General features: G+C 64.5%; 15 protein-coding genes. 13 read left to right on the forward strand and 2 right to left on the reverse strand.

Translation table 11 applies throughout. The annotated features are described in order from the left end of the window. Positions 1-12 precede the first annotated feature (12 nt). From CTEST_RS03010 to CTEST_RS03040, 7 genes are read left to right on the forward strand one after another with little or no spacing between them, the layout of a single operon-like run. Positions 13-783, forward strand: a complete 771-nt coding sequence (locus CTEST_RS03010) for a glycosyltransferase (RefSeq protein ID WP_047252484.1) — start codon at positions 13-15, stop codon at positions 781-783. Continuing rightward, on the forward strand, positions 783-1,748 hold the full coding sequence (locus CTEST_RS13005) for a polyprenyl synthetase family protein (RefSeq protein WP_052844280.1): 966 nt from the start codon (positions 783-785) through the stop codon (positions 1,746-1,748). Before CTEST_RS03010 ends, CTEST_RS13005 begins: the two co-directional genes overlap by 1 nt. Continuing rightward, entirely contained in the window at positions 1,741-2,655 is a 915-nt protein-coding gene (locus CTEST_RS03020) for a phytoene/squalene synthase family protein (protein ID WP_047252485.1), read from the forward strand. The genes CTEST_RS13005 and CTEST_RS03020 overlap by 8 nt, the downstream gene beginning before the upstream one ends. Further along, on the forward strand, positions 2,652-4,232 hold the full coding sequence (crtI, locus tag CTEST_RS03025) for a phytoene desaturase family protein (protein ID WP_047252486.1): 1,581 nt from the start codon (positions 2,652-2,654) through the stop codon (positions 4,230-4,232). Before CTEST_RS03020 ends, crtI begins: the two co-directional genes overlap by 4 nt. Then, on the forward strand, positions 4,229-4,567 hold the full coding sequence (locus CTEST_RS03030) for a lycopene cyclase domain-containing protein (RefSeq protein WP_047252487.1): 339 nt from the start codon (positions 4,229-4,231) through the stop codon (positions 4,565-4,567). Before crtI ends, CTEST_RS03030 begins: the two co-directional genes overlap by 4 nt. Next, positions 4,564-4,854, forward strand: a complete 291-nt coding sequence (locus tag CTEST_RS03035; RefSeq protein WP_047252488.1) for a lycopene cyclase domain-containing protein — start codon at positions 4,564-4,566, stop codon at positions 4,852-4,854. The genes CTEST_RS03030 and CTEST_RS03035 overlap by 4 nt, the downstream gene beginning before the upstream one ends. After that, positions 4,851-5,708 (forward strand): prenyltransferase, encoded by an 858-nt coding sequence (locus CTEST_RS03040; protein WP_047252489.1) that lies wholly within the window; start codon positions 4,851-4,853, stop codon positions 5,706-5,708. The genes CTEST_RS03035 and CTEST_RS03040 overlap by 4 nt, the downstream gene beginning before the upstream one ends. Before the next feature lie 258 nt (positions 5,709-5,966). On the opposite strand, the gene CTEST_RS03045 is transcribed toward CTEST_RS03040, so the two are convergent. Next, positions 5,967-7,544, reverse strand: coding sequence for an LCP family protein (locus CTEST_RS03045; RefSeq protein WP_047252490.1), 1,578 nt, complete (start codon positions 7,542-7,544; stop codon positions 5,967-5,969). A gap of 80 nt (positions 7,545-7,624) precedes the next feature. Here CTEST_RS03045 and CTEST_RS03050 point away from each other — a divergent pair, with 80 nt between their 5' ends. The 3 genes from CTEST_RS03050 to CTEST_RS03060 all read left to right on the forward strand — a co-directional run bounded on the left by CTEST_RS03050 (position 7,625) and on the right by CTEST_RS03060 (position 10,162). After that, on the forward strand, positions 7,625-8,506 hold the full coding sequence (locus tag CTEST_RS03050) for a glycosyltransferase family 2 protein (protein WP_260452842.1): 882 nt from the start codon (positions 7,625-7,627) through the stop codon (positions 8,504-8,506). Positions 8,507-8,510: 4 nt separating this feature from the next. Then, a complete protein-coding gene (manB, locus tag CTEST_RS03055) occupies positions 8,511-9,599 on the forward strand; it encodes a mannose-1-phosphate guanylyltransferase (protein WP_047252492.1) in 1,089 nt (362 codons plus the stop codon). Positions 9,600-9,847: 248 nt separating this feature from the next. Continuing rightward, positions 9,848-10,162 carry a WhiB family transcriptional regulator gene (locus CTEST_RS03060; protein ID WP_144413205.1) on the forward strand — a complete coding sequence of 105 codons (315 nt, stop codon included), beginning with the start codon at positions 9,848-9,850 and terminating at the stop codon, positions 10,160-10,162. A 1-nt stretch (position 10,163) separates the two neighbouring features. Here CTEST_RS03060 and CTEST_RS03065 read toward each other — a convergent pair whose 3' ends face one another. After that, a complete protein-coding gene (locus CTEST_RS03065) occupies positions 10,164-10,619 on the reverse strand; it encodes a metallopeptidase family protein (RefSeq protein WP_047252494.1) in 456 nt (151 codons plus the stop codon). A gap of 90 nt (positions 10,620-10,709) precedes the next feature. Between CTEST_RS03065 and CTEST_RS03070 the strand changes: the two genes are divergently transcribed. From CTEST_RS03070 to CTEST_RS03080, 3 genes are read left to right on the forward strand one after another with little or no spacing between them, the layout of a single operon-like run. Beyond that, complete coding sequence (locus CTEST_RS03070; RefSeq protein WP_047254177.1) at positions 10,710-11,150, forward strand: DUF3499 domain-containing protein; 441 nt, start codon at positions 10,710-10,712, stop codon at positions 11,148-11,150. A gap of 11 nt (positions 11,151-11,161) precedes the next feature. Next, positions 11,162-12,529 carry a phosphomannomutase/phosphoglucomutase gene (locus CTEST_RS03075; protein ID WP_047252495.1) on the forward strand — a complete coding sequence of 456 codons (1,368 nt, stop codon included), beginning with the start codon at positions 11,162-11,164 and terminating at the stop codon, positions 12,527-12,529. 39 nt (positions 12,530-12,568) lie between these two features. After that, positions 12,569-13,579 (forward strand): hypothetical protein, encoded by a 1,011-nt coding sequence (locus CTEST_RS03080; protein ID WP_047254178.1) that lies wholly within the window; start codon positions 12,569-12,571, stop codon positions 13,577-13,579. Position 13,580: the final 1 nt, after the last annotated feature.

The raw sequence follows: 13,580 nt of genomic DNA on the forward strand, positions 1-13,580 counted from the left end.
GGAGAGGCTAAATTGTCAGACCCCGCCGCGCGACGATCCATCAGCATCGTCATACCCTGCCTCGATGATGCCGACTTGCTGGCGCGATGCCTGAACTCCCTCGCCGCACAGCGCACCCCGGCCGAAGAAATCATCGTCGTGGACAACGGTTCCACCGATGATTCGGCCGCCGTGGCCCGCGCCGCCGGTGCCCTGGTCATCACCGAGCCCCGCCGCGGCATCACCTGGGCCACCCGGACCGGTTTCGATGCCGCCAGCGGCGACATCCTCGTGCGTATCGACGCCGACGTGCTCGCCCCCAGCGATTACCTCACCCGCCTGCACGCGGCATGGGATGCCGCAGATGCCGCGAGCGCCGCGCCGGGCCGACGCGTCGTAGGGGTCACTGGGGTGGGTCGTTTCGAGCTGCCGGGCCCGTTCACCAGGTTGGCCAGTGCCCTCTACCTTGGTGCGTATCGCGCCAGCGTGGGATCCGCGCTCGGCCACAATCCGCTCTTTGGCACCAACTACTCGGTGCGGGCCACGTGGTGGCGTGAGGTCCGCGACGAGGTCGATTCCGCCGATACCTCATCACACGAGGACATGCAGCTTTCCTTCGAGGTCCGCCCAGACGAAACGGTGTGGTTTCAACCCGACCTCACCGTGGACATGGACCCCCGGGCCCTGTTTGGCGTCCGTCAGCTGGCCCGCCGATTTGGCCGCGGCATGCACACGATCGTGCGCGCGTGGCGGAAGCATCCCCCGCATCGCCGTCTGGCTCAACGCGGATTGTTGGGGGCGTGATGGACGATCTCACGAAGGGAGTCAACGATTCTTTGGCGCTGATCAACGAGTATCTCACCGCCACCCGCGGCCGCGCGCCGGTCAACTCCCAGCTCATCGATTATGCGATCGACGGGGTCTCTACCTTCGCCTTGGGGGGTAAGCATCTGCGTGCCGCGCTCGTGCATATCTCGGCGGGCGAGTTGCCCGCCGAGCGGCAGATCATCGCCACAACCTTCGGCGCCTGCGTTGACCTGCTGCATGGGGCCTTTATTATTCACGATGACATCATCGACCGCGATGACACCCGCCGCGGGCATCCGACGGTGCACGCCGCAGTGCGTGAGGAATACGCGGACGCGCATCTGGGGACGTCGATAGGCATTGCCGCGGGCGATATCGCCCTCAACGGTGCGCTCCAGATCCTGGTCACGTCCCCGCTTGACGACGCCCTCGTGCGTCAAGCAATGCGCATCCTCACGGATGCAGCCCAACAGACAATTCTTGGCGAAGTCCTCGACATCGCCCACACGGTGGGCCAGGCACCCGATCCGGCCCTCGTGCGGTTGAGCAATGACCTCAAGACCTCCGATTACACCTTCGGCGCACCGCTGAAACTCGGCGCACTGGCCGCCGAACGCGACCCCGCCTCGATGGAGCCCATCGCCCGGGAGCTGGGTCGAGCCTTCCAAGCCGCCGACGACATCGCCGGCTCGGTGGGCGATAGCGCTGTCACCGGCAAACTCGCCGGGGGAGACGTCCTGCATGGCCGCGCTACGCTCATGACCATGCGCATGGGCGGCGATGAATTGGACACCGACCCATTGGCGCTTGGTGCCATCGTCCACGAAGTGGTGGAGGAAGGCCAGGCCCACCTACGTCTAGCTCGCACCCACATCGATGAGGCAGTGCTCAGCGATTCAATCCGCGCTGGCCTGCACGCCGTCGCCGACGATGTCGAAAGGATGTTGCGTACCTATGCCTGACTACTCTTCCGCCTACTCCGCTGCGCTCCGAAGCTTCCTCGACCGCTACGATCGCATGTCCACCGCGGCTGCCCACCAGGTCATCACTTCCTATTCCACCAGCTTCTCCCTGGCGACGAGGCTGCTCTCCAGCCAGATCCGGGAAGACATCCGCAACCTCTACGCCATGGTCCGCATCGCCGACGAAATCGTCGACGGCACCGTCGAAGCCGCCGGACTCAGCCACGCCGAATGCGTCCAGATGCTCGACGAATACGAAAGGGCCGTCCTCGACGCACCCCACTGCCGTTTCCACGTGGACCCCGTCCTCCATGCCTACGCCCAATCCGCCCGCCGGTGCTCCTTCGACCCGGCACACGTCGAGGCCTTCTTCGCCTCCATGCGGCGCGACCTCACCCAATCCACCTACGACGCCGGAAGCTTCGATTCCTACGTCTACGGCTCCGCAGAGGTCATCGGCCTGCTGTGCCTATCGGCCTTCCTCGTGGACAACCCGGTGGGGGGCTCAGAGCGCGAGAGGTTGGAGTCGGGAGCGCGATCGCTGGGCGCGGCCTTCCAAAAGGTCAACTTCCTCCGCGATCTCGCCGAAGACTCCGATGTCCTCGGACGCACGTACTTTCCCGGCCTTGAGCGCGAATCGCTGACGGAGGCGCGCAAAGACGAACTCATCGCCGACATCCGCGCCGATCTCGCCCAGGCATCATCAGTGATGGGCTACCTGCCGGTGTCCGCCCGGGCCGGTGTGCTCGCAGCTGCCAACCTGTTCGCCGAACTCACCGACCGCATCGATGCCCTCCCGGCGCAGGAACTCACCCGCCGCCGAGTCAGCGTGCCCCCGCACGTCAAAGCCCGCATCATCGTGACCTCCCTGGCCTCAACCCCTCGACTGAAAGCAGGACGTCCATGACCCCCTCGCAACCCCACACCGCCGTGGTCATTGGGGCGGGGGTGGCTGGCCTCGCCACCGCCGCGCTCCTGGCGCGCGAGGGCCTGTCCGTGACGGTCGTCGAGCGCCTCGACACCGTTGGTGGGCGCGCCGGGGACCTCACCCTGGACGATCACCCCGGGTTCCGCTGGGACACCGGCCCCTCCTGGTACCTCATGCCCGAGGCTTTCGATCACTTCTTCCGCCTGCTGGGCACCACCGCTGAGGAGCAGCTCGACCTCGTCGATCTGGCGCCGGCATACCGCGTCTTCCCCGAGGGACAAGAGCTTATCGACGTCCCGCAGGGACGCGAAGCCGTCATCTCCCTGTTCGAGAGCATCGAACCCGGCGCCGGAGCCGCCCTGGAGCGCTACCTCGACAGCGCCGCCGATGCGTATGAGATCTCCCTCGACCGCTTCCTCTACACCACGTTTTCCGCCATCTCACCCCTCGTGCACCGCGACGTGCGGGCCCGGGCTCGGCAGCTGGCCACACTCCTGAGCACCTCGCTGCAGAAATTTGTGAACAAGCGTTTCCGCGACGTTCGCCTCCGCCAGATTCTCACCTACCCGGCCGTGTTCCTCTCTTCTCGTCCCGAATCCACGCCCGCGCTTTATCACCTGATGAGCCACACCGACCTGGTTCAAGGCGTGAAATACCCGGTGGGTGGCTTCACCTCCGTGGTGGACGCCCTGCATCGCCTCGCCGTTGAGGAAGGGGTGGACTTTGAGTTGGAAACCGACGTCACGGCGATCACCACCTCAGGAAAACGCGCGACGGGAGTACGCGTCAGAAATGCCCGAGGGGAGATCCGGGAGATCCCCGCCGACCTGGTTGTCTCCGGCGCGGACCTCCACCACACCGAAAACGAACTCCTCCCCGCGCAGCTGCGCACCTACCCGGAAAAGTACTTCGCCGGACGCGACCCCGGCATCGGCACGGTCCTGGTCATGTTGGGTGTGCAGGGGAGACTTCCTCAGCTACGCCACCACAACCTGCTGTTTAGCAACGATTGGGCGGTCGACTTCGCCGCCGTCTTCGACGGGCCCCAGCCGGAACGGCCCGAGGGCGCCTCGCAGTCGATTTACGTCTCCATGCCCTCGGCCACCGATCCGGGCGTGGCACCACCAGAGCATGAAAACCTCTTCATCCTGGTCCCAGTACCCGCGAGCGAGTCCGTCGGTCACGGCGACCTCTTCGGCGAAGGATCCGTGTCAGTCGATGCGATTGCCGATGCCGCCGTCGACCAGCTCGCCGAATGGGCCGACATCCCGGACCTTCCGGAGCGGATTGTGGTCCGCCGCACGGTAGGGCCAGCCGACTTTGCCGAGCGCTATCACGCGTGGCGCGCCGGCTCCATCGGCCCCGCCCACACCCTCAAGCAATCGGCGTTCCTCCGGGGAAGCAACGTCTCCGGCAAAGTGGACGGGCTCTACTACGCCGGGGCCACGACCCTGCCCGGGGTAGGAGTACCCATGTGCCTGATCTCCGCTGAGAACGTGCTCAAGCGCCTGCGGGGCGATAGCAGCCCCGGCGCTCTACCCGAGGCTGGCCGATGAGCGTCGCCTACCTCAGCATTCTCCTAGTCACCCTCGTCTGCATGGTGCTGTGCGATTGGCGATGGAAGCTCACCTTCTTCGCTGACGCCCGCCGCGCCGCCATCATCTGCGTGGCGATGGTCGCGTTGTTCCTGGTCTGGGACGCCCTCGGCATTGTCACCGGCTCCTTCTTCCGGGGAGCCTCCGACTACATGCTGGGAGTAGAACTCGCCCCGGAGATGCCCGTGGAGGAGCCGATCTTCCTCTTCTTCCTCACCTACCTCACCCTCAATCTGACCTCCGGAGTTCGCCTCCTGCTTCACATCCGCTCGACTTCCCGGAGGGTTCAGCCGTGACCTACCTGCTCATCAGCCTTCCCTTCCTCATCGTCGGCCTCGCGGTAGCGGCGTGGCGGCGCCAATACGTGGTCACCGCCGTTGTCGCGGTGGTGCTTGTCGTGCTCACCATCATCTTCGACAACCTCATGATCTGGGCCGAGCTCGTCGGCTACGGTGACGCCCAACGACTGGGCCTGCACATTGGTCTTGTACCCGTGGAGGACTTGTTCTACGCCCTGGTCGTCGCCCTGATTGTTCCTGCCGTGTGGCCGCACCGCGGGCGCCCTGCCAATGAGGACGCATGAGCACACTGAACAACATCATCGCTGCCTCCCGGCCGATCAGCTGGGTGAACACGGCCTTCCCCTTTGGTGTGGCCTACCTGTTGGCGGGTGGGGGACTGGACTGGCTGTTTTGGGTTGGCGTGTTGTTTTTCCTCATTCCGTACAACATCGCGATGTACGGCATCAACGATGTCTTTGACTACGAATCCGATATCCGTAACCCGCGCAAAGGCGGAGTCGAAGGCGCCGTCCTGCCAAAATCCATGCACAAGCCCCTCCTGTGGGCCTCCGTGCTCAGCACCGTGCACTTCTTGGCAGCCATGGTGTGGGCGGGCACCTGGACTTCTACCCTGTGGCTGGCCGTCGCCACGGCAGCCGTCGTCGCATACTCGGCCCCGCCGATGCGCTTCAAGGAACGCCCCATCCTGGACTCGATGACATCCTCCGCACACTTTGTTACCCCAGCTCTCGTGGGGGCGACCATCCGCGGAGGTGACGCCAGCGGCTACTTCTGGTTGGCCGCCGGAGCCTTCTTCCTGTGGGGCATGGCCAGCCACGCCCTCGGCGCCGTCCAAGACGTCAAGGCAGACCGAGAAGGTGGCCTATCGTCCATCGCCACTGCCCTGGGTGCCCGGGCCGTCACTCGCCTGGCGGCGGGGTTCTACCTCCTCGCCGCGGCGCTGCTGTTCTTCCTGCCTGCCCCCGGCTGGCTCGTTGGGATCGCGGGCCTGGGCTACGTGGCCAACACGTTGCGGTTCTGGAACATCACCGACGACACCTGTGAGGACGTCAACCGCGCGTGGCGCGTATTCCTCTGGCTGAACTACGTCGTCGGTGCGATCGTGACCATGTCGCTGGCGTGGGTGTATCTGTAGTTGCTACCCCAGCGGAGGAAACACCTGTGGTGAATTGGGAAATTGAGCTGCTGGCCCGATACTTTCATCGAGGCACCAATTGATTGCGTTTACTACTTAACCCACACGCGACTTTCCTCGGAAGAGCCGAAGAAAAATGAGGACCGGTCCTGGACTGCTCCGGAGAGCAGCGGAACCGGTCTTGATGAATTCACGCTACAAGTCTTCCATTCATGTGGTCAACCCTGAACTCCGCGAATACCAGGTCCGGGGCGTCGACTAGTTCACGCAGCGTGGTCCATTGCCACCGGCGTCGATTTCGGGGGCGACCTCGGCCTCGCCGAAGTCGGATCCGGGGGTTCCCACGGAGACAGATGGGGAGGCAGCTGAGGTGCTCGCGGCGGATTCGCTCAGCGGGCCGGTGTAGTCGTCGGCGGTGACGACGATGAGGGTGGAGTCGTTGATCCCGGCGTTGGCCGTGATGGGCAGGCCGCCGAGGGCCTCAGACAGGGCAAGGGCCCGCGGGTCGCTGGGGTCCGCGGCCACGATCTGGGCCGTGGAGTAGATGCCGGCCTGGGCGTTGGACACGTCGCCGACCTCGTAGCCGTTGTCCCGCAGCCAGCCGCCGACCTGGCCGGCCAGCCCGGCGGTGACTCCGGCGTTGAGGACCATGATCTCGGTGCCTTCGAGCTTGCGCTCGGAAGGTGCGGAGGATTCAGCGGGGGAGGAGTCGGTGCTTTCCTCGGCCGGGGCGTTGAGGAGACCGTCCATGTAGGCGTGCACTTGGTCGGTGTCGACGGTGACGATGGATTCGCCGTAGTCGCCGACCCCGTCGATGGAGGTGACCGGGATGGTGGAGAAGACGACGCTGCCGCCGGCGAGGTTGGCCAGCTGGGTGGCGAAGGAGAGGATGTCCCAGTCCTCGTCGATGACGACGGATCGTTCGACGGCGGTGGCCATGTTGTTGAGCTTCGAGGGGTTGGTCAAGGTGCCAGCGGCGAGCACCTTGTTCACCAGCGACGCCATGAAGGCCTGCTGGCGGACGATGCGGTCGAGATCGCCGCGGGGGAGGCCGTGGCGTTGGCGGACGAAGGCCAAGGCCTGGGTGCCGTCGAGGTTTTGCTCGCCGGCGTGGAAGTCCGCGCCGGAGAACTCGTCTTGGACGTCGGCGTTGAGGCAGACGTCGACGCCGCCGACGGCGTCGGTAAGCAGCACGAAGCCGAAGAGCCCGATCTCGGCGAAGTGATCGACCTCGATGCCGGTGAGGTTGCTCACAGCTTTGATGAGGCCCTTGCGGCCGGCGTTGGTGGCATCGGCGTCCGCCTCCTGCGGCGACATGCCAGTGGCCACGAGGCTTTCACGTTCGGCTGCCTTGTGCACACCGAAGACACCGTTGATTTTCATGTTGCCGAAGGTCTCGTCGCGGACGTAGGTGTCACGCGGGATGGACACGGCGGTGGCGGAGGAACCATCGTTGGGGACGCGGATCACCATGATGGTATCGGTGTTTTCCTCACCCTCATCGACGCCCGCGCGCAGGCGAGCTAGTTCTTCCTCGGACAGGGGATTGCCCTGAGCATCGGAACGGGAATCGCTGCCGACCAGCAAGATATCGGTCGCGCCGTCAGCTGCTCTGCCTTTGACGCCTTGCCCGCCACCGAGGGCGAGGTTGCCTGCCGAGGCGACCTCAGAGCCGAGTCGGCCGACTGTGTTGTAACCGAGGAAAGAGATGACGATCACCAGTGACGACAGCAGAGCCAGAATCACTTTGACCGGCGTCGGCCCGACCTGGCGGGTCGAGCGGCCGGTGCCGGGGGCGGCCTGGATGTCGCGCACGTGGCGGTACTTGTCACTCACGCCCTGCAGTTTATGCCATCGGAGTGGCGTAGCCGATGTGACGGCCGGGGCGTCGCTAAGCTGATTCCATTGTGACTAGCTTGCCTATTGCCGTTGTGACGGTGACATACTCGCCAGGTTCTTACCTCACGGACTTCCTGGACAGCCTGCCCGCAGCCACCGCGAGCGGGGCCGTTGTGGTGCTCGCCGATAACGGTTCGACCGACGGTGCCCCAGAGGCTGCCGCTGCCGCGCACGACAACGTGGAGTTTTTCCCCACGGGCGGAAACCTCGGTTACGGCACGGCGATCAACCTGGCCGCCCGGCACCTGCAACCCCTGCGCGATGCAGGCGAGATCAACCCGGACTTCTTCGTCATTTCCAACCCGGATGTCGTTTTCGGCCCGGGCTCCATTGACACGCTCCTCGAGTGTGCAAGCCGGTGGCCCGACGCGGCCGACGTCGGACCACGGATCGATCAATCTGATGGAAGTGCCTATCCCTCGGCACGCGCGGTCCCCACGCTGCGCAATGGCATCGGCCACGCCCTTTTCTCACAGATCTGGCCCACCAACCCGTGGACGCGCTCCTACCGCGACGATGCTGACATGGACCACGAACGCGTCGCCGGGTGGTTGTCCGGCTCCTGCCTCCTGGTTCGCTGGGACGCCTTCGACGCCGTCGGCGGGTTCGACGAGCGTTACTTCATGTATATGGAGGACGTGGACTTGGGCGATCGGTTCCATCGCGCCGGGTACGTCAACGTTTTTTGCCCGCAGGCGCGCATTACTCACGCCGTGGGGCATGCGGCGGGCAAACATCCGGACACGATGCTGCCGGCCCATCACGATTCGGCTTATCGTTTCCAGGCCGACCGCCTTCCTCACTGGTGGCAGGCTCCGCTAAGGGCTGCCCTTAAGATTGGCTTGAAAGCCCGCGGGGTGCTTGCCGTGTGGCAGGCGCGTTCACGAAAGGACTCCTAACCCGATGACTGTTTCTGCTAATCCTGCCCAGACTGATGCCGTCATCCTGGTTGGTGGTCGCGGCACGCGGCTGCGGCCGCTGACGATTAATACGCCGAAGCCGATGCTGTCGACGGCTGGGTACCCCTTCCTGCAGCATCTGCTGGCCCGCATCAAGGCGGCGGGGATCACGCACGTGGTGCTGGGGACGTCGTATCGGGCGGAGGTGTTCGAGGAGTACTTCGGGGATGGCTCGGAGATGGGTTTGGAGATCGAGTACGTCGTCGAGGAGGAGGCGTTGGGTACCGGCGGCGGTATCCGTAACGTCTTTGATCGCCTGCGCCATGAGACGGTCATGGTCTTCAACGGTGACGTGTTGGCTGGTACGGACCTCAACGCCATTTTGGCCACGCATGAAGAGAAGAATGCGGACGTGACCTTGCATTTGGTTCGCGTGCCTGATCCTCGGGCGTTCGGCTGCGTGCCCACGGATGCCGATGGCCGGGTTCTGGAGTTTTTGGAAAAGACCGAGGATCCGCCGACTGATCAGATCAACGCCGGTTGCTATGTCTTCCGCCGCGAGATCATCGAGGCTATTCCTGCCGGTCGGGTTGTCTCCGTTGAGCGTGAGACGTTCCCGGGGCTGTTGGCGGCCGGCCGCCGCGTGTACGGCCATGTCGATTACGCCTACTGGCGCGACATGGGCCGCCCGGACGATTTCGTTCGCGGTTCCTCCGACTTGGTCCGAGGTATTGCGCATTCGCCGCTGCTGGAGGGTCGCACCGGAGAATCGCTTATCGACGAATCCGCGGGGGTCGCCGCTGGCTGCCTCCTGCTGGGAGGCACGTCGGTCGGCCGCGGTAGTGAGATCGGGGCGGGGAGCCGCCTGGACGACACGGTGGTGTTTGACGGGGTCACCATCGAGCCGGGTGCCATCATCGAGGATTCCATCATTGCGTCGGGCGCGCGGATCGGGGCTAATGCTCGGATCTCTGGTTGCGTCATCGGGGAAGGCGCGCAGATCGGGGCCCGTTGTGAGCTGCAAAGCGGCATGCGAGTCTGGCCGGGCGTGGTCATTCCGGACAATGGAGTGCGCTTCTCTTCGGATGCGTGATGACACGCCGGTAGCCCCGGCAGTTGTTATCAGCTTTATGGCCTGCCACTAGATGTAGTGCCCCCACGCTTTACCCCCGATACTGAGGGTTTGTTGCTGTTGTGACTGATGTGACTGTTGACCTTGAAATTTCCTGATAAACGGGAAATTCCCACCCATCGAGGTTGACGACATTTAGTGATTCGGTGTGTAATCACATCAGTGTAAGAAGCAATATTCGGACGGAGAAAGGATCGGGCGTGGAAGACATGGCAAACGACGCCATTCTCCGTGGCAGAACCACCGGGGGCAACAGCGGGAGCGGGTCAGCGGCCTTGTCGCTCGATGACCTCTTCGGGGCTGTTGAGCAAGAATGGCAAGACCAAGCGCTCTGCGCACAAACCGATCCAGAAGCCTTTTTCCCAGAAAAGGGTGGCTCCACCCGTGAGGCCAAGCGCATCTGCCAAGCCTGCTCGGTACGCGATGATTGCCTGGAGTACGCGCTTGAGCACGATGAGCGCTTTGGCATCTGGGGCGGGCTCTCTGATCGTGAGCGCCGGCGCCTCAAGCGCGAGATAAGCTAGCTCACCACTGGTAGTCCGGGTCGATATCCCGGGGATCTAAGTTGAGATAGTTGGCAACGAGAGCGGTCAAGATCGTGGTTAAGAGATCTTGCCGCTCTTGTGCGTTTGCGGTCCGTTGTTCCACCGGCATGCGAAAGACCACAAGGCGGGCACGGGTGGGCTGGCCGGAGGAATCGATGCCGGCGGGGATGATGCGACCCAGGGGGACCGGGCCATCGGCAATGATCTCGTTGGGCAAAACCGTCATATCCGCGCGCAGCCGCATCCGAGGCACGGTGTCCACGGCTAAGTCGAGTTGAGCGAGCTGCTGCGCATAGGAATGCTGTAGGGGGGCGTAAGCCTCCAGTACGGCGACATCAAAAGACGTCGCGCGGGAGCGGTAGCGCGGGGCGGCCATGGGGACCTGGGGGCCCCTGAGTCCACGGCCATGTCTGTCGCGGAAACTCCTGGTGTGCATGCAGATGAGGGTAGGTCGCCAGACCCTGACAGGGGGCAAGGCGCGCGGGAGGCTACCCAAATCTCAAGAACAGGTTTAGACTTGGCCAGCGTGAGCCAGTTTCGTCGTTGTTCCCGCCCCGGTTGTGGCAAGCCCGCAGTCGCCACGATGACCTATGCCTACGCCGAGTCCACGGCCGTCGTCGGGCCACTGGCCCCGGCCGCCGAGCCCCATAGCTGGGACTTGTGCGAGCACCACGCCGAGAAGATCACCGCCCCGCTGGGCTGGGAGATGCTCCGCGTCGACCACATCGACATCGATGATGATGAGGATCTCACCGCATTAGCTGAGGCCGTCCGCGAGGCCGGACGGGTCACCAGCGGCCTGATTGATAGCGATGAGGTTGCCCGCCCCGACGTCAACCAGCGCGATGTGACCAACCCAGCCGCCTCCCTGCATCCCGTGCACCGCACGAAGCGGGTCGCCGAGGAACGCCAGCGTCGCCGCTCACACCTGCGCCTCGTGCCGGACGGGGACAGCGCTGCGGAGTAAACTCTCCTGCTATGCGCACACGTGAATCAGTAACCTCCGTCATCAAGGCCTACGACGTCCGCGGCGTCGTCGGCCAAGACATCGATGCGGACTTCATCCGCGACACCGGCGCGGCCTTCGGCCACCTGCTGCGGGGAGAAGGGGAAACCCAGGTAGCCATCGGCTACGACATGCGCCCGTCCTCCCCGGACTTGGCCGCCGCCTTCGCGGAAGGGCTCAATTCCCAAGGCATCCACGTGATCCTCCTGGGCCTGACTTCCACTGATGAGCTTTACTTCGCTTCCGGCACCCTCGAATGCGCCGGGGCGATGTTCACCGCCTCCCACAACCCGGCGAAGTACAACGGCATCAAGCTCTGCCGCTCGGGTGCGCGCCCGGTCGGCCAGCAATCCGGCTTGGCCGACATCATTGACATGCTGGTCGACGGCGTCCCGGCCTACGACGGTGCACCCGGCACCATCAACGAGTGGGATGTGCTCGCTGACTACGGTTCCTACCTGCGCAACCTGGTGGATCTTTCTGGCATTCGCCCCCTCATCGTGGCTGTCGATGCGGCCAACGGCATGGGCGGGCACACCGTCCCCGAGGTCTTCGCCGGGCTGCCCCTCGATGTGCGCCCCCTCTACTTTGAGCTCGATGGCACCTTCCCCAACCACGAGGCCAACCCGCTGGACCCGAAGAACCTCGTGGACCTGCAGAAATTCACCGTCGACCAGGGCGCAGACATCGGCCTGGCCTTCGACGGTGACGCCGATCGCTGCTTCGTGGTGGATGAACGCGGTGAACCGGTGAGCCCGTCGGCGATCACCGCGATCGTCGCCAAGCGCTACCTCAAGCAGCACCCCGGCGCCACGATCATCCACAACCTCATCACGTCGAAGTCGGTGCCCGAAGTCATCACCGAGAACGGCGGGGTGGCCGTGCGCACCCGAGTGGGACACTCCTTCATCAAGGCCACCATGGCCGAGACGGGCGCCGTGTTCGGCGGCGAGCACTCCGCCCACTACTACTTCACCGAGTTCTTCAACGCCGACTCCGGCATCCTCGCCGCCATGCACGTCCTCGCGGCTTTGGGCTCGCAGGAGCAGTCGCTGAGCGAGATGATGGCCGAGTACAACCGCTACGAAGCCTCCGGTGAAATCAACTCCACCGTCGACGATCAAGCGGCCCGCACCCAGGCCGTCCTCGACGCCTTCGCCGATCGCATTGAGTCCGTCGACGAGCTCGATGGCGTCACCGTCGAACTGGCCGGCACCCCCGCGTGGTTCAACGTGCGCGCCTCCAACACGGAACCGTTGCTGCGCCTCAACGTCGAAGCCCCCACCCGCGACGAGGTGGATGCCCTCGTCGAGGAGATCTTGGGCATCATCCGCGCCTAGTTCGGCCTCATGTCTGGATCTGGCACTACTCTGGGCCGCATGGATTCCAGCAGCTATCACGACGGCTCTGCCTACGATCGTGAGTCGGTGCAATTTTATGATGTGGCCCATGAAGGCGCGCAGATCCGCGCGATCGCCGGGGTCGTGCCTGACTTAGCCGCCTTGCGCGGCCTCGCACCCCGCAGCCTCGTGGTGGTGGCGACCGATCAGGTGGCGCGGGCGTCGGCACGCTTTGTTGTTTCCTTCCGCAGCCCCCTGCGCCTGCCCATTGTGGTGACGGGGGCCCTCCCGACGTATGTCGGCCCGCTCGATGTGGTCATGGTGGTGGGGGACCGCGCTGAAGACCCGGAGATTTCCCAGGAACTCATCACGGCGGATCGGCGGGGTGCGTTCACCATTCTCGTCGGGCCATCCCGCGGCCCCATTGTGGATGATGCCCCCGCCCGCACCATCATCATCCCCGCTCTGCCCACGGTGGTGGGTTCCTCACCGGCTCGGACCATCACGGCCGTGACGACAGTCCTTGACCTGCTGGAGGAGGATCCCAGCCTCGTTGAGCAGCGCCTGGAAGAAACTGCCATCGCCATTGATGCGGAGCTGGAGCAGCTGTCCCCGGAACGCGACAACCTGGTCAACCCGGGCCGACAGCTGCGCGAGTTCGCCGATGGCGCCCGCCTCATCCACACCGGTGCGAGCCCGGCGGAATACGGCATCGCGGAGTTGGTCGCCGCCTTGTGGAGCAACAAGGGCATTCCCTCTGGTGCCGCCCCCGCGGGGGAAATGACCGTCGAGCCGCCCCGTGAGGCAAGTATTTTCCATGACCCGTTCTTGGACGGCCCCATCGACCTGATACCGTTGAAGACCATTATCTGGGCTCAACAGCCCGAGGTCGTATCCACCCAGCCCCATTCGCTGGTGGTCTCTACTGAGAGCCCACGAGCGGGGATCTTGGCGGGCGCCCTCACCTTGATCACGCGCGGATTTGCCGCGACCGCCTTTGATCTCCCAGAAGACCGGGAAGACCCAAAAGATTCAGTGGAGGATTTTTAAC

Origin of the sequence: Corynebacterium testudinoris (genome assembly GCF_001021045.1) — a bacterium.
Taxonomy (GTDB): Bacteria; Actinomycetota; Actinomycetes; order Mycobacteriales; family Mycobacteriaceae; genus Corynebacterium; species Corynebacterium testudinoris.

Excerpts from the sequence above, each read along its gene's own strand:
- CTEST_RS03040 (WP_047252489.1), top strand. The coding sequence starts at position 4,851 with ATGAGCACACTGAACAACATCATCGCTGCCTCCCGGCCGATCAGCTGG.
- manB (WP_047252492.1), top strand. The coding sequence starts at position 8,511 with ATGACTGTTTCTGCTAATCCTGCCCAGACTGATGCCGTCATCCTGGTT.
- CTEST_RS13005 (WP_052844280.1), top strand. The coding sequence starts at position 783 with ATGGACGATCTCACGAAGGGAGTCAACGATTCTTTGGCGCTGATCAAC.
- CTEST_RS03080 (WP_047254178.1), top strand. The coding sequence starts at position 12,569 with ATGGATTCCAGCAGCTATCACGACGGCTCTGCCTACGATCGTGAGTCG.
- CTEST_RS03020 (WP_047252485.1), top strand. The coding sequence starts at position 1,741 with ATGCCTGACTACTCTTCCGCCTACTCCGCTGCGCTCCGAAGCTTCCTC.
- crtI (WP_047252486.1), top strand. The coding sequence starts at position 2,652 with ATGACCCCCTCGCAACCCCACACCGCCGTGGTCATTGGGGCGGGGGTG.
- CTEST_RS03030 (WP_047252487.1), top strand. The coding sequence starts at position 4,229 with ATGAGCGTCGCCTACCTCAGCATTCTCCTAGTCACCCTCGTCTGCATG.
- CTEST_RS03065 (WP_047252494.1), bottom strand. The coding sequence starts at position 10,619 with ATGCACACCAGGAGTTTCCGCGACAGACATGGCCGTGGACTCAGGGGC.
- CTEST_RS03075 (WP_047252495.1), top strand. The coding sequence starts at position 11,162 with ATGCGCACACGTGAATCAGTAACCTCCGTCATCAAGGCCTACGACGTC.
- CTEST_RS03060 (WP_144413205.1), top strand. The coding sequence starts at position 9,848 with ATGGCAAACGACGCCATTCTCCGTGGCAGAACCACCGGGGGCAACAGC.